Source organism: Ruegeria sp. BG11 (assembly GCF_056538565.1).
Genome location: NZ_JBQFTH010000006.1, coordinates 149,121 through 165,041, shown reverse-complemented (window position 1 = coordinate 165,041; position 15,921 = coordinate 149,121). Strand labels below are relative to the sequence as shown.

Below are 15,921 nucleotides of genomic sequence, written 5' to 3'. Positions count from 1 at the left end.
CAGAAATGACAATCCACATTGGCGCAGAAAAAGGCGACATCGCAGAAACCGTTCTATTGCCCGGAGATCCCTATCGGGCGAAATGGGCGGCGGAAACGTTTTTGGATGACGTGAGGTTGGTCAATGACGTGCGCGGCATGCTCGGGTTTACCGGTACGTGGAAAGGGAACCCTGTCACCATTCAGGGCAGCGGCATGGGGATGCCCTCACTTTCCATTTACGTGAACGAATTGATCCAGGATTTCGGCGCAAAGACACTGATCCGCATTGGCTCCTGCGGTGGTATGCAGGACAGCGTCAATGTCCGCGATGTTATTCTGGCCATGACTTCGACCACCCTCAGCACGCCGTCCCGAGGCATCATGAAGGAATTGAACTTCGCCCCCTGCGCCGATTGGGGTCTGTTGCAGGCTGCGGCCAATGTGGCGGCAGCCAAGGGAACACCGACCCATGTGGGCGGGATCTATTCGTCCGATGTGTTCTATGATGAGCGCCCTGATCTGAACGAACAGATGGTGCGTCACGGCATTCTGGGGGTCGAGATGGAAGCGGCCGAGCTGTATATCCTCGCCGCCAGGCACAAATGCCGGGCACTTGCGGTTCTGACCGTCTCGGACCACCTGCTGACGGGCGAGGCCCTGCCCTCATCTGAACGGGAGCGTAGTTTTGGCGACATGGTCGAGATCGCACTGCAAGCGGCCTTCCCGGACGCAGCATAACGTGAAACGGGCCGAGCATGTCTCGGCCCGATTTCTATTTGCCGATTGATTGCCGCAGACATTTCGAAGGACGATCTGAACCGTCGGATCGCGCGCCGCAATAGGCACAAACCCACAGATCTTCGTCACGATGCAATCGCCAGCGACAGTCGCGTGTCAGCGAAGACGTGCGGGACCGCCAGAAGAAATAGGCGAAAACCCCAGCGGCCAGAAGAAGCAGAAGAACAGGCATAGATCTGTTTGGCCCGTTCCAGCCGCAAATGGCAAGGCCGGTGTCACGCCGCGTTGGCGTATTCGAACAACTCAGGCTCTCGTTGATCGTGCGCGCCAACCGGTTCTGGCGTGTAATACGCCCAAGCTTGCTCCAACAAGGTCAGAGCTTCCTTGGCGTCGGTTTTCGGTGTGTTTGCTTGTGTACTCATCGGAGTGATCCTGATTTCATCACTCCTCCCTTCTGCAAATATACGGCGTCGGTGGACCGACGACATCGGACGTTTTTGCAAAGGGGGCATGCGCTTGCCGCAGCACGGCAAGCGCATCGGTCGATCAGACAGAGCGTTCGACCATCATCTTCTTGATCTGCGCGATCGCTGCCGCCGGGTTCAGACCCTTCGGGCAGGTCTTTGCACAGTTCATGATCGTGTGGCAGCGATACAGCTTGAAGGGATCTTCCAGCTCATCCAGACGCTCACCAGTGGCTTCATCGCGGCTGTCGATGATCCAGCGATAGGCGTGCAGCAAAGCTGCGGGGCCAAGATAGCGGTCGCCGTTCCACCAATAGCTCGGGCACGAGGTCGAGCAGCTGGCGCACATCACGCATTCATACAGGCCATCCAGCTTCTTGCGGTCTTCGATCGATTGCTTCCACTCTTTCGCGGGGCGGTTGGTCTTGGTTTCCAGCCACGGCATGATGCTGGCGTGCTGCGCGTAGAAATGCGTCAGGTCGGGGATCAGGTCCTTGACCACCGGCATATGCGGCAGCGGATAGATCTTCACGTCGCCCTTGATCTCATCCATGCCGTAGATACAGGCCAGCGTGTTGATCCCGTCGATGTTCATCGCGCAGGAGCCACAGATCCCTTCCCGGCACGAACGGCGGAAGGTCAGGGTCGGATCAATCTCGTTCTTGATCTTGATCAGCGCGTCCAAAATCATCGGACCGCAGGTGTCCATATCGACGAAATACGTGTCGACACGCGGGTTCTGGCCGTCATCGGGGTTCCAGCGATAAATCTGGAACTTGCGCAGGTTCTTCGCGCCGTCCGGTTTGGGCCATGTCTTACCGGTGGTGATCCGGGAATTCTTGGGCAGGGTCAGTTGAACCATGTCAATTCTCCATTCAGCCTGTCCGGGCGCGGTCAGACGCGCCTCGATTGTAGTGCCCCCAATGGGCAGTGTTCACGTCAAAATCCGCAGACAACCAATCGGCAATCGCCTGGGGGTCATCGCGGTCGACATCAAAGCGCAGGAACCTTAGGTTCCCGTCGAAATGGGCCTGCACCTCGGCGTGGTGTACGTCATACATCCGGCGCCAGCCCTGTTTCACTTCATCTGCGCCCATCCCGTTGGCCTTGCAGCAGCGTTCGAGATAGCCGCCATTGCTGTGCAGCGCGCGTGAGGAAATCCAATCCTCGCGATCGCGCGTGTTCAGCAGGAAATAGGCATCCGGATAAGCCGCGTGCAACTCGCGGAAGAACCGCGTGCCATCCAGCATGAACCGGGCATTCACAAAGGCAATGTCAGAAAAGGCCCGGACCGAGCCGAACCCATCCAGCGGTTTCCGACCCATGGCAATATTCGTCACCATTTTCTGGGCCAGATTGTCGCCCTGATCGTCCACCCAATGCACCGACGCGATGCCGCTGTTCTGAAACAGCTTATGCAGCGACGTGGTGGCGCAGCGGTTCAGGCCGATCAGGATGATCTTGGGGTCCCGCTGACCCGAGGGCAGCTGTTCAACCGTCATGGCAAGCACCCCTCACCGCGCCCGAAAGGGGCGTTTGTCGTGTCGGTGGGTATGTGGCGCTTGCACCGCATTGCCTGATGGTTGCTCCTACTTAGAACGTCCGCGCTTTGGGCGCGATTTTCTTGAGGCTGATGCCGCCCTGATCCTCGTTGGTCAGAGGATCAACGATCACCGGACGGTAACTGAGTTCAACCTTGTTACCCTCGACCCGGCTGACGGTGTGGACACGCCAGTTCTCATCGTCGCGCTCTGCGAAATCCTCATGCGCATGTGCGCCACGGGACTCTTTGCGCGCTTCGGCCCCCACAATGGTGGCCAGAGCGCTCGGCATAAGGTTGGTCAGTTCCAGTGACTCCATCAGGTCACTGTTCCAAACCAGCGACCGGTCCGAAACCTTCAGATCGTCCATCTTAGCCGCGATCGCTGTCATCTTTTCGACACCCTCCGCCATGGTCTTGGCGGTCCGGAACACAGCCGCGTCCTGCTGCATGGTCTTTTGCATTTCAAGCCGCAGGTCAGCGGTCGGGACTGCGCCCGAGGCGTTCCGTACGGCGTCAAACCGATCAAATGCCTTGTCAACCGATGCCTGATTCAGCACAGGGTTCGGCGCGTCCGCGTCCACTACCTTACCGGCCCGGATGGCCGCCGCGCGACCAAAGACGACCAGATCGATCAGAGAGTTAGATCCCAGACGGTTGGCACCGTGGACCGAAGCACAACCCGCTTCGCCCACTGCCATCAGGCCGGGAACAACTGCGGTTGGGTTGTCGGCAGTGGGGTTGAGAACCTCACCCCAATAGTTCGTCGGAATACCGCCCATATTGTAATGCACGGTCGGCAGAACCGGGATGGGTTCCTTAGTGACGTCCACACCAGCAAAGACACGCGCCGATTCCGAGATTCCCGGCAGCCTTTCCGCCAACGCCTCGGCTGGCAGGTGGCTCAGGTTCAAATGAATATGGTCGCCATCATCGCCGTGACCACGACCTTCGCGGATCTCCATCGTCATCGAACGCGAGACATAGTCGCGCGGCGCCAAATCCTTATACTGGGGCGCATAGCGCTCCATGAAACGCTCACCTTCAGAGTTGGTCAGGTAACCGCCCTCACCCCGAGCACCCTCGGTGATTAGGCAACCCGAGCCGTAGATTCCAGTCGGGTGAAACTGAACGAACTCCATATCCTGCAGGGCCAGACCGGCACGGGCCACCATTCCGCCACCGTCGCCGGTGCAGGTATGGGCCGAGGTCGCGCTGAAATATGCACGACCGTAACCGCCGGTCGCCAGTACAACCATCTTGGCGTTGAAGACATGCATCGTGCCGTCGTCCAGCTTCCAGCAGACGACGCCCTGACACTGCCCGTCCTCGGACATGATCAGGTCGATGGCGAAGTATTCGATGTAGAATTCAGCGTTGTTTTTCAGCGACTGTCCATAAAGCGTATGCAGGATCGCGTGACCGGTCCGGTCTGCGGCCGCGCAGGTACGCTGCACGGCGGGGCCTTCGCCAAACTCTGTGGTGTGACCGCCGAAGGGACGCTGATAGATTTTACCCTCTTCCGTACGGCTGAAGGGCACGCCGTAGTGTTCCAGCTCATACACAGCTTTGGGGGCTTCACGCGCGAGATATTCCATCGCATCGGTGTCACCCAGCCAGTCCGAGCCCTTAACGGTGTCGTACATGTGCCATTGCCAATGGTCAGGCCCCATGTTGGACAGGGACGCGGCAATACCACCTTGCGCGGCAACCGTATGTGAGCGTGTCGGGAACACTTTGGTAACACAGGCTGTACGCAGCCCCTGCTCGGCCATACCCAAAGTTGCCCGCAGACCGGCACCACCTGCGCCTACGACGACAACGTCGTATTCGTGGGTTTCATATTCATATGCTGCTGTCATTGTTCTTGTTCCTTATCGCGCGTCACAGGGTCAGCTTGACCAGGGCAAACAGCCCCGCAGCCATCAGCGTGTAGCCAAGCGCCCACATCGCAACGAGAGAGATTTTCTCAAGAATGCCATGGATATAGTCTTCGATGGTTTCCTGCGCCTCATACATAAGCTGCTGCAGGCCCACGACCAGCGTCAGGGCGGTGACAATCGCAGGGATGGGACGGCTGAAATAGGCCAGAACCTCTTCGTACGTGCCGCCGAGGCCCATTCCGAAGGTGATGATAAATATGGGAACCAGCACGGTCAGGATCATCGCGCGCACCATGGTACGCCAATGGGTTTGTGTTCCCGATTTCCCTGCGCCCAGGCCCTGCGCGCGTTTGCGGTCGGTCAGATATCGCATCTCCGTCTCCTTAAACCACAAGCACGGTGAGAATGGTCAGGACGGTGGCCCCGATGAACATGCCCATCCCCAGTTTTTCCGAGGTGTTCACGTCGAGGCAGTAGCCGAAGTCCCAGAACACGTGACGCAGGCGGCCCAGCGTGTGATACCAAAGCGCCCAGGTCGCGACGATGAGGATCAGCTTACCGAACCAGCTGGTCAGGAACCCGTCGATCAGCGCAAATGCACTTTCCGAAGTTGACGCTGCCAGCAGCCACCAGACGACCAGAATGGCAACGGCAAACACCCCGAGGCCGGAAAACCGAACCATGATGGACGACATGGAAGTCATCTGCGGGCGATAGATCATAATATGTGGCGAGAGCGGGCGGTTGCCCCGATTGACATCGGCCATGGCGGCTCCTCTTACTTTGGCTACCAGACTTTTTACTTGTTTTTGCGCTTCTGTCACGTGCTGCACCTGCAAAAACAGGTAAAATTGCCACAAAACCGGTGATTTTGACCAATTGTGATCACGCACTTTAAAAGTGTGATCACAAAATACAATGCGATCATTCTATGTTAGCGTTTTCAACGCCGAAGCGTTGTGATCACGAATCCCTGCAGATCATCGAAAACCGGCAGATTGCTGCGTCACCTCGCGCAGCAGCTTTTTTCGTATGCGCTCTGGATAATCTGCAAAACCCGAGGCCGACACGACAAACGCCCCCTCTCCGAAAATGACGTTTTCAAAGAAATAGGCCGTCAGATCCGGTTCACTTTCTTCAATAGCTATGGCATTTACCGTCACGCCACGATCTTTCAGAAGGCCGTGAATCTGCGTCGGCTCAACCCCTTCGTTGGAAACCCCATCGCCCGAGATATCAATCAGCAGTCGCCTGCACTCTGCCACGTCGTCAAACCGCAGCAGGGTGGCCTCTAAAGCTTCTCCGATCGCGGTTGAGAAGTTTCGCCAGACCCTTGGATCCTGCGCAACTTGATCAGCAAACTTCTCCAGAGCGATAAAGCTGTCGATTTTCGTCCACGGGATCGTCACCCGCTGGCGGGATTCGCCCGTCCACTGCACCAGCATCACCTGCGCCTGCCCGCGCACTAAGGCCTCGGACACCACCGGGTCGCGCAGCCCGGCGGCGAGGCCATCCATCTGAATGCGATATTCGCTGCTGTCGACAGAGCCAGAGACATCCACCGCCAAGGCCAGCGCCAGATCGCACGCCCAGGCGGGGCGTGTAAGGCACAGGAAAAGGGTGAGAAAACGTAGAAACATGCCGCCACCCTAGCACGGATTGCGGTTGCTGTGTTCACATCACTGTAACCCGATTTTAGCGTTTCGGGTTTACCTGAATCATCAAGTGACACGAATGTCCCGAGAACGCTGCAAGCGTGGCAGGGTATTCGTGTCACAGGTATAACCCGAAACGCTTTAGATCGGCATCAAGGCCCAATAGTCGAGGTCCAGCAGCACCTCCGACGTGTATTTTCCGTCTTCGCCGCGCAGCTCGAACGGCGCGCCGCCCTTGGTCGCCACCAGGCGCAGGCGGATCGCCCCTACTCCGGGCACGTCGGTTTCGGCCTTGTCCAGAACCTCGGACCACGCCTTGATCGTATCTCCTGCGAAACAGGGGTTGGCATGTGCGCCGCCATTCAGACCCACGATCATCTGCGCATTGGCGAGGCCGTTGAACGACAAGGCCCGCGCCATCGAGATCACGTGGCCCCCATAGATCAGGCGGCCTTCAGGGCGGAAGGTCAGGTCGAAATGCACCTTGGCCGTGTTCTGCCATAGGCGTGTGGCCAACATATGCTCAGCCTCTTCCACCGTCACGCCGTCCACGTGGTCAATGGTCTCGCCGATCTCATAGTCGCCCCAACGATGCGGCTCACCCGCCAGGGTGAAATCGTAGTTCGAGAAATCCAGCCCCTCGGGGACGACCAGATCGCTCGGCTCCAACACTTTCTTCAGCTCGGGCACGACCGTTTCCGGTGCCGGCGCATCCGGGTTTGCCTTGCGCACCATCACCCAGCGGACATATTCCATGACCACTTCGTCCAACTGGTTCAGACCACGCGTCCGCACCCAGACCACACCAGTCTTACCGTTCGAGTTCTGCTTGAGCCCGATCACCTCGGACACCGACCGCAGCGTGTCGCCCGCATGAACCGGTAGCAGCCAACGCCCTTCTGCATATCCCAGATTGGCCACTGCGTTCAGCGAGATATCGGGCACCGTTTTGCCAAACACCACGTGGAAGGCCGCCAGATCATCAATCGGGCTTTCCTGCAAACCACAGGACCGCGCGAACTCATCCGAGGAATACAGCGCATGGCGCGCAGGATAGAGCGCATGGTAGAGGCCGCGCTCTCCCTCCGTCACGGTGCGAGGGACAGCGTGCAGCAGCACCTGCCCGACGGAATAGTCCTCAAAAAAGCGGCCCGGATTGGTTTTTGCCATTATTGCTGCCCCAGTTTCATCTCAGGTGAATAGTCCGCGTCGACCTCTTTGGTCACGGCCTGCGCGCACCGCATGACGTTGTTGGCCTGATCGAAGGCATAGGAGGGATCGCCATAAAGCTCCCACCCTTTTGCCAAGGCATCCGACACTTTGTGACAGAAGGCCGAGGTGTCCTCCTCGGTCAGCAGGCGATAGAGTTTTGCCATTCTTTCAGGTCCTTATCATCCAAATGGAGACGGGCCGACCAGCCCGTGGATATAGCCGATCACGCCCAGCAGCACGATCGAGGCAACAAAGAACATCGCGTCCATGCCATAGGTGCCGGGTTCGCCAGGGGTCCAGTCGGGTTCGGATTTGTTGATCACGATCACTTCGACCACAGCCCAGGCCAGCAAACCACCGAACAGGATGATCGACGCCAGATCGCCATTCACCAGCAGATGCGCAAAGGCCCACAGCTTGAACCCGCCCAGCATTGGATGGCGCAGCTTGTGCAGCAAGCGGCCTTTCTTAGGGGCCGGGCTCATCATGTAGATCGCGATCAGCACCAACAGGTTGTTGATATGGGTCATGAAGCTTGGCGGTGCCCAGACATAGATGAACTCGGTCATGCGGTAACCGAAGATCATCAACAAGATCGCGGCCACCAGCGCCAGCGCCACAGCCCCTTTGCCGCCATCGCCCATAGCCGCGCGTTGCGCAGGCATGACGCGTTTGAACAGATGTGCGGCCCACCATAGCGCCACACCAAGGATCAGAAGAACAAAGCCCATGCTGGCTTACCCCGCTTGCAAAGCTGAAATCGCCTCCGCTTTTGCCAGAATTTCGCGGGCAGTTACAACATGCAGGTTTTCAACGATCTTGCCGTCAACCACGGCAACACCCTGCCCTTGCGCCTCGGTTTCCTCAAACGCGCTGATCTGACGGCGGGCGAGGTCTATCTCGTCATCCGACGGGGCGAAGGCTGCATTGGTGACCTCAATCTGCGCCGGGTGGATCAGCGTCTTGCCATCAAAGCCCATATCGCGGCCCTGTTCGCATTCCGCTGTCAAACCGTCTGTGTCCTTGAAGGCGTTGTAGACGCCATCAACGATGATCAGCCCTTCGGCCTTGGCCGCCAGCAGACATAGGCCGAGCGAGGTCATCAGCGGCAGACGGTCGGGACGGAACCGGGTTTGCAGGTCCTTAGCCAGATCGTTGGTCCCCATCACGAAACCCGCCATCAGAGGATGCGCTGCAATCTCAGCTGCGTTCAGCATACCGCGCGGGGTCTCCATCATGGCCCAGATCGGCAGGTCCCCTGTGATCGCGGCCAAAGCATCCACATCCGCCGCCGAGTTCACCTTGGGCAACAGAACAGCATCGGCGTCCATCTCGCGCACGGCCTTGGCGTCATCTGCACCCCACGGAGTATCCAGCCCGTTGATGCGCACGATCTTGACCCGAGGGCCGTATCCGCCAGCGGCCAGAGCTGCCTTCAGGGTCTCGCGTGCGTTGGGTTTTTCGTCGGCAGCCACCGCGTCTTCGAGATCGAAGATAATGGCATCAACCGGCAACGTGCGGGCCTTGTCCAAGGCCCGGTCACGCGAACCGGGGATGTAAAGAACCGAGCGATAAGGGCGCTGACGCGGGTGCATTGGCCTCTCCCGTTGAAATAATGTTGCGCAGAAAGGGGCATTTTTCTCAGGAAAGTTCAAGGCAAAAATCGCCGCAACGCAGCATTAGTGACGCAACGCTCTTTGCTTTAACGCAATATCGCCCTCTTGACCGCAGGCTTCAGGCGACTGGTGACACATGGGGTCAGAGATGAAAAAGACAGTTTTGAAGATGACAATCGGACTGGGAATCATGGTCCTCGCGGCGCAACAGGTTCAGGCGCAGGCCCGCAACTGCGCCCATCGGGCCGATGTGTTGCAACGCCTTGCGGAAACCTATGGTGAAACGCGCCGGGGGATCGGCATTGCTCGTCAGGGTGCGGTGATGGAGCTGTTTGCCTCGGACCAATCTAGCAGCTGGACGATCACGGTGACCCTGCCGGACGGAATGACCTGCCTTGTGGCCTCGGGGCGGGCCTATGAGCAGATGGCCGATGTCCTGCCGCCAAACACCTAAGTCAGTGCGTCCCAGATCAGCTTGCCTCCGGTCAGGGTCAGCAACACATAGGCGATGCCAAAGAACAGGCGTTCGGACAGCATGAAATGCGCGCGGACGCCCAACCAGGCCCCCAATATAGCGAAAGGGGTCAGCAGAAGATCTGCCAGCGCCGTGTGCCATGTGAAAAGGCCGAGATAGGCGTAGGGCACGAATTTCGCCGCGTTGATCACCCAGAACACCAAAACGGTCGAGGCCTGAAACTCGGTCTTCGACAGGCGCTGGGACAACAGATAAACGGCAGCCGGGGGACCTCCGGCATGGCTGACAAAGCTGGTAAACCCGGCGACAAGCCCCGCGAACAGACCTGCAGAGGCAGGCAAGCGGCGGGTGAAACCGCGAATCCAACCCTTGCTTTGGGCGACGTGCCAGATCACGAACCCGATCGAGATCCCTCCGATTAGCAGGCGCAGAAGGTCGTCATCTGTCACGCGGTATAGCCAGGTGCCCAGCAGAACACCGGGAACCGCGCCCAGGATCAGCAGACGCGAATCCGGCCAGCTCCAGCGTTTCCAATAGGGTCCCAGCGTGGCCACGTCGATCACCATCAGGATCGGCAGCATCAGCGCCAACGCCTGCCCCGGAGTCAGTATCAGAGCCAGAATCGACGACGATGCAAAGGCAACGCCCGAGCCGAACCCACCCTTCGAGATGCCCGCAAAGATCACCGCCGGGATCGCGACTGCAAAAAACATCAGGTTCAATTCAAACATGCAGCGTCCCGGGAATTGGCTTGATTCACAGGCGGTTTAGCGCAACCGGATTGGGGATGGCAAACGGTATGCGGTGGCATGCCGCGCCGCAGGACCCTTGCGCAAAAGCCATTTAACGACTAGCAAACCCGCGATTTCAATACCGACCGGAGATATTCCAAATGGCCAGACCCAAGATTGCGCTGATCGGCGCTGGGAACATCGGCGGCACGCTTGCGCATCTTGCAGCTGTCAAAGAACTCGGTGACGTCGTCCTGTTTGACATCGCTGACGGACTGCCTCAGGGCAAGGCGCTCGACATCGCCGAATCCGGCCCGTCCGAAGGCTTTGACGCCGCAATGTCAGGTTCTAGCGACTATGCGGACATCGCAGGCGCAGACGTGTGCATCGTCACCGCAGGTGTCGCCCGTAAACCGGGGATGAGCCGCGATGACCTGCTTGGCATCAACCTGAAAGTCATGAAATCGGTCGGCGAAGGCATCGCAGCTCACGCGCCCGACGCATTCGTGATCTGCATCACCAACCCGCTGGACGCGATGGTTTGGGCTCTGCGCGAATTCTCGGGCCTGCCGCACAACAAGGTCTGCGGCATGGCGGGCGTTCTGGATTCGGCGCGTTTCGCGCATTTCTTGTCAGAAGAGTTCAACGTCTCGATGCGCGACGTCACCGCCTTTGTTCTGGGTGGCCATGGCGACACCATGGTACCGTCAGTGCGCTATTCGACCGTTGCCGGTATCCCGCTGCCCGATCTGGTCGAGATGGGCTGGACCACGCAAGAGAAGCTGGACGCCATCGTTCAGCGCACCCGTGATGGCGGCGCCGAGATCGTTGGCCTGCTGAAAACCGGCTCGGCCTTCTATGCGCCTGCGACCTCGGCGATCGAAATGGCCGAAGCCTACCTGAAAGACCAGAAGCGCGTTCTGCCCTGCGCGGCATATTGCAACGGCGAGTTCGGCGTTGACGGCATGTATGTCGGCGTTCCGACCGTCATCGGCGCAGGCGGCATCGAGCGTATCGTCGACATCAAACTGAACGAAGACGAACAAGCGGGCTTTGAAAACTCGGTCAACGCCGTGAAGGGCCTGATTGAGGCTTGCAAGGGCATCGACGGCTCGCTGGTTTAAAAACAGGACTTGAGACAAAAGCGGGCGGACTTTTGGTCCGCCCGTATTTATTCGATGCTACCTGCTCTCACCCGCGATTGCTTCGACTTGGGGCAACCCACCATAGTGCGCGGCAAGTCGTTGCTCGGTGCTAATGACTCGCTGCTGTGAAAGCGGCTCATAGTCTGATGGTTGGTTCATTTCGAAAAAATGTGTGCCACCTTCCCCTAAAAATGGCACCCTTGCGCAATCAGCCGATGCCTTTTGGACAATGTCAAAAACAGGCTGGCAACTTCTGCGTTCGGCCTCATCAAATCGCAAAGACAATTCTATAAGCCGTCGACTGTTGAAAGGTGAAAGATAGAAGTGCTGCCACAAGGCGGGAAAAGATGCCCCGACTGTTGAATTATAGTAGACTTCTAAAAACATAAAGTCGGCTGCTTTTTCCATCGCATTTTCTGGAAGAGTCGCTTGCCATGCAAAAAAATCTCCTTCGAAATGTTTACAGATAACTGAATTGTACGATCGCCGAGGCACAATGAGCATCCGTTCAATCTGCCATTCCGCGTCACTCCACATGGCCTTGGGCTTAAACACATAGACGGCACGTAAAAGGTCGGTTTGATGTCCCCTCAAAATAAGGTGATCGGACGGAATCGCGTTGGTTGCTCCGGTTACATACTCTTTTGGAGGGGCGGTGTCGGACCCGTGCGAAATCTGATAGGCTTGCGCCAGAAATTTCTGTTCCCAGCGCTTGGTTTCCTTTCCAAAACGCGTTCCCAGAACGACATGCGGAGTGTCGAGACTTTTGGCAACCGCAGCACCGACATGGGCATCTACTTCGGAATTGTAGTTTTTTACATGAGTGTAAAAAAATGGAATTTTGTGCAAACTGTTGCGGCCAACTGCTGCAAGAATTCGACTATCCCTTCCTCCCGTAATCGGCATGGCACATTTGTGGCGTTCGGTGATCTGATCAATGTTGAAAGCCAGTCGCTCGGTGATTTCGTCATAGGTTTCGGCATGGCTTGAATTTTCAAGCGAAAACACCTCACCCCTAGGCCAGAACCTTTCCACATCAAATGTGTTCAGATCCAGGTAGAAATTTGGGTTCAACCGTTTCACCCTGTCATCACGAGTGTGGAATAGCGAATAACGCGTGCGAAGTTCGGCCAAACAGTCCGCTTGATAACGAACGTTTGGAATGACCTCCCGGTCAATCGCAAGAAGCGGTGAACTTGCAACGCGCTGCGCGTCGCATTCGTAAACCGCGCCAATCATTCCAACCGGATCCGTGTAGAGACGCGCTTCGCCGCCGATCTGCAGGAAAAAGGCAAACCGGCCTGCACACTCGGTCAAGTATTGCTCGAATTTTCTCCATGCGTCGCCGTCTCGTGTCGAAAACGGCAGCACTGCACTGCCATCGACTAAACCTTCCGGACCAACAGCTACACCAAGCAAATAACCAAACGCGAGCCCATCCGCATCTTCCAGTTCACAAACTGGAAGATCCTGCCCGACATGAAGTTGCGACGCACCAAATTTCAAGCTCTTCAAAAAGCCGACATCAAGTCCGGTTTTGTCCAGAACATATTGGAACCTGAATACTTCGGGCAGGTATCGCCGTCTAAGACTCCAAAGCCGTTCTGCCTCAAGCATTAATCACTCCAAAATCAGGTACGCTATTCGCATATCCTCTATAGGCAATGCCAACTGGCCAAGAAAGTGATTTTGCGCCAAAGCTGCAAAGGAACAAAATATAGAAAGAATCAGTCTGAATATTTGTGATCACACCTTAAAAAACTGTGATCACAAATATGGAAAATCTTCACCAAAAACCGCTCCGGGTTCAAAAAAGCCTTTATAATTGCGCCCTAGACACCTCTATATCGTTGTAATCGTAGTCAGACGGGACAATTTCGATGAACATTCACGAATACCAAGCCAAGGCGCTTCTTCGCAGCTATGGCGCTCCGGTCTCCGACGGTCGCGCGGTTCTGCGCGCCGAGGAAGCCAAAACCGCAGCCGGTGAGCTAGACGGCCCTCTTTGGGTTGTTAAGGCGCAGATCCACGCAGGTGGACGCGGCAAAGGCAGCTTTAAAGAGGCCGACGCAGGTGAAAAGGGCGGTGTCCGTCTGACCAAGTCGGTGGAAGAAGCGGCCGAGGAAGCAAAGAAGATGCTGGGTCGCACTCTGGTCACCCACCAGACCGGCCCCTCAGGCAAGCAGGTCAACCGCATATATATCGAAGCCGGTTCCGGCATCGAGCGTGAACTGTACCTGGCCCTGCTGGTGGATCGCCAGACCAGCCGCATCTCTTTTGTCTGCTCGACCGAAGGTGGCATGGATATCGAAGAAGTGGCCGCGTCCACGCCTGAGAAAATCCTCTCTTTCTCGGTGGATCCTGTGACCGGCTATCAGGCTTATCACGGCCGCCGCATCGCGTTCTCGCTGGGTCTGGAAGGCGCGCAGGTCAAACAATGTGTGCGCCTGATGGGCATCCTCTACAAAGCCTTCGTCGAGAAGGACATGGAGATGCTGGAGATTAACCCGTTGATCGTCTCGGACAGCGGCGAGCTCAAGGTACTGGACGCCAAGCTGGGCTTTGACGGCAACGCGGTTTACCGCCACCCCGACATCGCGGAGCTGCGCGACGAGACCGAGGAAGACCCCAAGGAACTCGAAGCCTCCAAGTACGATCTGAACTACATTGCTTTGGATGGCGAGATCGGCTGCATGGTCAACGGTGCCGGTCTGGCGATGGCGACGATGGACATCATCAAACTCTACGGTGCCGAGCCAGCCAACTTCCTCGACGTGGGCGGCGGTGCGACCAAAGAGAAAGTGACCGAGGCGTTCAAGATCATCACCTCGGACCCGAACGTCAAAGGCATTCTGGTCAACATCTTCGGCGGCATCATGCGTTGTGACGTCATCGCCGAGGGCGTTGTTGCCGCGGTGAAAGAGGTCGGCCTGCAGGTTCCGCTGGTCGTGCGTCTGGAAGGCACGAATGTCGAGAAGGGCAAAGAGATCATCAATACCTCTGGCCTGGACGTGATCGCGGCGGACAACCTGAAAGACGGTGCCGAGAAGATCGTGAAAGCCGTGAAAGGCTAAGCCCAATTCCGTGGAGTGGGTTTCGCCCCACTTTTCCGAAGAATTCTGGCAGGCCTTGGCCCGCCTAAAATAGGAGAACGCCAGATGGCAGTCCTCATCGACGAAAATACCAAAGTGATCTGTCAGGGCTTTACCGGCTCGCAGGGCACATTCCACAGCGAACAGGCCATCGCCTACGGCACCAAGATGGTCGGCGGCGTGACCCCCGGCAAAGGCGGGATGGAGCATCTGGGCCTGCCCGTGTTCAACTCGGTCCACGAAGCCAAGCACGTGACCGAAGCCAATGCCTCGGTGATCTATGTTCCCCCGCCCTTCGCGGCTGACTCGATCCTCGAAGCGATTGATGCCGAGATGGAAGTGATCGTCTGCATAACCGAAGGCATTCCGGTTCTGGACATGATGAAGGTAAAGCGCGCGCTCGAAGGCAGCAAATCGCGCCTCATCGGCCCGAACTGCCCCGGTGTCATCACACCTGACGCCTGCAAGATCGGCATCATGCCCGGCCACATCCACAAGCGCGGCTCGGTCGGCGTTGTGTCCCGCTCGGGCACTCTGACCTATGAGGCCGTTAAGCAGACCACCGATGTGGGTCTGGGCCAATCCACCTGCGTGGGTATCGGCGGCGACCCGATCAAAGGCACCGAGCATATCGACGTGCTGGAATGGTTCCTGGCCGATGACGAAACCCACTCGATCATCATGATCGGTGAGATCGGTGGCTCGGCCGAAGAAGAAGCCGCACAGTTCCTGGCGGATGAGGCCAAGAAGGGCCGCAAGAAGCCGGTTGCCGGTTTCATCGCAGGCCGCACAGCCCCTCCGGGACGCCGCATGGGCCACGCAGGCGCGATTGTCGCGGGCGGCAAAGGCGGCGCCGAGGACAAGATCGAAGCCATGCGCTCGGCCGGTATCGTTGTGGCAGAAAGCCCGGCAACGCTGGGTGAGGCCGTGCTGGAAGCGATTGGGTAAATGATCAACTACCGGGCATACGCTCTAAGGGCGGCGCCCGAAAAAAGGGTGGGTGCGTTGCGTCCATCCTTCTCATCTTTCGCTTGGCTGTGGTCTTTGTTCGCGACTGCGATATTCGCATCTTCTGCCGCTGGGCAAGCCAAAGCAATGGAATGTGAAGTTCGTATTGGCTGGTCCAGCGAGGGTCAGTTTATTCAGGACGAGGCTTGCGGCATGCACAACGTTGCCAAGGCAAAAGGTTTTTTTGACCTCGAGCTCTCGGGCAGCAAAAAATACCAGTTCCGCTTTCGCGCAAACAAAGAATCCACCAAGGATGAAATAGTGCAACGCGTTGGTTATGTTTGCGATTTGATAGGCAGCGAACGGGCCGTTTTCTCAGCCAATCGCGGAAGGGAGCGTGCTCTGATCGTTTCTTTTTCATGTGACGACGCAAGGGGGTGA

Annotated in this window: 19 protein-coding genes; 6 read left to right on the top strand and 13 right to left on the bottom strand. The window is 57.5% G+C overall.

Features of this window, described 5'->3' with window-relative positions:
* Nucleotides 1-5: 5 nt before the first annotated feature.
* The gene (gene deoD / locus ACR0JF_RS11750) at nt 6-719 is read left to right on the top strand and encodes a purine-nucleoside phosphorylase (RefSeq protein ID WP_170661180.1); all 714 of its coding nucleotides are present in this window, start codon (nt 6-8) and stop codon (nt 717-719) included.
* Between the two features lie 275 nt (nt 720-994).
* On the opposite strand, the gene ACR0JF_RS11745 is transcribed toward deoD, so the two are convergent.
* The 11 genes from ACR0JF_RS11745 to ACR0JF_RS11695 all read right to left on the bottom strand — a co-directional run bounded on the left by ACR0JF_RS11745 (nt 995) and on the right by ACR0JF_RS11695 (nt 9,068).
* Nucleotides 995-1,141, bottom strand: coding sequence for a hypothetical protein (locus tag ACR0JF_RS11745; protein ID WP_170468964.1), 147 nt, complete (start codon nt 1,139-1,141; stop codon nt 995-997).
* Nucleotides 1,142-1,265: 124 nt separating this feature from the next.
* Nucleotides 1,266-2,045, bottom strand: a complete 780-nt coding sequence (locus ACR0JF_RS11740; RefSeq protein ID WP_170462678.1) for a succinate dehydrogenase iron-sulfur subunit — start codon at nt 2,043-2,045, stop codon at nt 1,266-1,268.
* A 13-nt stretch (nt 2,046-2,058) separates the two neighbouring features.
* On the bottom strand, nt 2,059-2,685 hold the full coding sequence (locus ACR0JF_RS11735) for a sulfotransferase (protein ID WP_170661181.1): 627 nt from the start codon (nt 2,683-2,685) through the stop codon (nt 2,059-2,061).
* A 91-nt stretch (nt 2,686-2,776) separates the two neighbouring features.
* Complete coding sequence (sdhA, locus tag ACR0JF_RS11730; protein WP_170378956.1) at nt 2,777-4,585, bottom strand: succinate dehydrogenase flavoprotein subunit; 1,809 nt, start codon at nt 4,583-4,585, stop codon at nt 2,777-2,779.
* A 22-nt stretch (nt 4,586-4,607) separates the two neighbouring features.
* Complete coding sequence (locus tag ACR0JF_RS11725; protein ID WP_170661182.1) at nt 4,608-4,979, bottom strand: succinate dehydrogenase, hydrophobic membrane anchor protein; 372 nt, start codon at nt 4,977-4,979, stop codon at nt 4,608-4,610.
* A gap of 10 nt (nt 4,980-4,989) precedes the next feature.
* A complete protein-coding gene (gene sdhC, locus ACR0JF_RS11720; protein WP_170378960.1) occupies nt 4,990-5,373 on the bottom strand; it encodes a succinate dehydrogenase, cytochrome b556 subunit in 384 nt (127 codons plus the stop codon).
* A 213-nt stretch (nt 5,374-5,586) separates the two neighbouring features.
* Complete coding sequence (locus ACR0JF_RS11715; RefSeq protein ID WP_170661183.1) at nt 5,587-6,246, bottom strand: DUF1194 domain-containing protein; 660 nt, start codon at nt 6,244-6,246, stop codon at nt 5,587-5,589.
* Between the two features lie 156 nt (nt 6,247-6,402).
* Nucleotides 6,403-7,431, bottom strand: coding sequence for a MaoC family dehydratase (locus ACR0JF_RS11710; RefSeq protein ID WP_170661184.1), 1,029 nt, complete (start codon nt 7,429-7,431; stop codon nt 6,403-6,405).
* A complete protein-coding gene (locus ACR0JF_RS11705; protein WP_170378966.1) occupies nt 7,431-7,637 on the bottom strand; it encodes a DUF1737 domain-containing protein in 207 nt (68 codons plus the stop codon). The genes ACR0JF_RS11710 and ACR0JF_RS11705 overlap by 1 nt, the downstream gene beginning before the upstream one ends.
* A 15-nt stretch (nt 7,638-7,652) precedes the next feature.
* Nucleotides 7,653-8,204, bottom strand: coding sequence for an NnrU family protein (locus tag ACR0JF_RS11700; RefSeq protein ID WP_170378968.1), 552 nt, complete (start codon nt 8,202-8,204; stop codon nt 7,653-7,655).
* 6 nt (nt 8,205-8,210) lie between these two features.
* The gene (locus ACR0JF_RS11695) at nt 8,211-9,068 is read right to left on the bottom strand and encodes an HpcH/HpaI aldolase/citrate lyase family protein (protein WP_170661185.1); all 858 of its coding nucleotides are present in this window, start codon (nt 9,066-9,068) and stop codon (nt 8,211-8,213) included.
* A 169-nt stretch (nt 9,069-9,237) separates the two neighbouring features.
* Between ACR0JF_RS11695 and ACR0JF_RS11690 the strand changes: the two genes are divergently transcribed.
* On the top strand, nt 9,238-9,543 hold the full coding sequence (locus ACR0JF_RS11690; RefSeq protein WP_170661186.1) for a hypothetical protein: 306 nt from the start codon (nt 9,238-9,240) through the stop codon (nt 9,541-9,543).
* On the opposite strand, the gene ACR0JF_RS11685 is transcribed toward ACR0JF_RS11690, so the two are convergent.
* Complete coding sequence (locus tag ACR0JF_RS11685) at nt 9,540-10,295, bottom strand: sulfite exporter TauE/SafE family protein (RefSeq protein WP_170661187.1); 756 nt, start codon at nt 10,293-10,295, stop codon at nt 9,540-9,542. The genes ACR0JF_RS11690 and ACR0JF_RS11685 overlap by 4 nt on opposite strands.
* A gap of 161 nt (nt 10,296-10,456) precedes the next feature.
* Here ACR0JF_RS11685 and mdh point away from each other — a divergent pair, with 161 nt between their 5' ends.
* Nucleotides 10,457-11,419, top strand: a complete 963-nt coding sequence (mdh, locus tag ACR0JF_RS11680; protein ID WP_170661188.1) for a malate dehydrogenase — start codon at nt 10,457-10,459, stop codon at nt 11,417-11,419.
* Between the two features lie 57 nt (nt 11,420-11,476).
* Here mdh and ACR0JF_RS11675 read toward each other — a convergent pair whose 3' ends face one another.
* Complete coding sequence (locus tag ACR0JF_RS11675; RefSeq protein ID WP_170661189.1) at nt 11,477-13,057, bottom strand: hypothetical protein; 1,581 nt, start codon at nt 13,055-13,057, stop codon at nt 11,477-11,479.
* Nucleotides 13,058-13,320: 263 nt separating this feature from the next.
* Here ACR0JF_RS11675 and sucC point away from each other — a divergent pair, with 263 nt between their 5' ends.
* The 3 genes from sucC to ACR0JF_RS11660 all read left to right on the top strand — a co-directional run bounded on the left by sucC (nt 13,321) and on the right by ACR0JF_RS11660 (nt 15,921).
* A complete protein-coding gene (gene sucC / locus ACR0JF_RS11670; protein WP_170661190.1) occupies nt 13,321-14,514 on the top strand; it encodes an ADP-forming succinate--CoA ligase subunit beta in 1,194 nt (397 codons plus the stop codon).
* Between the two features lie 84 nt (nt 14,515-14,598).
* Nucleotides 14,599-15,480, top strand: a complete 882-nt coding sequence (sucD, locus tag ACR0JF_RS11665; protein WP_170378979.1) for a succinate--CoA ligase subunit alpha — start codon at nt 14,599-14,601, stop codon at nt 15,478-15,480.
* Nucleotides 15,481-15,921, top strand: coding sequence for a hypothetical protein (locus ACR0JF_RS11660; RefSeq protein WP_170661191.1), 441 nt, complete (start codon nt 15,481-15,483; stop codon nt 15,919-15,921). It begins immediately after the preceding gene.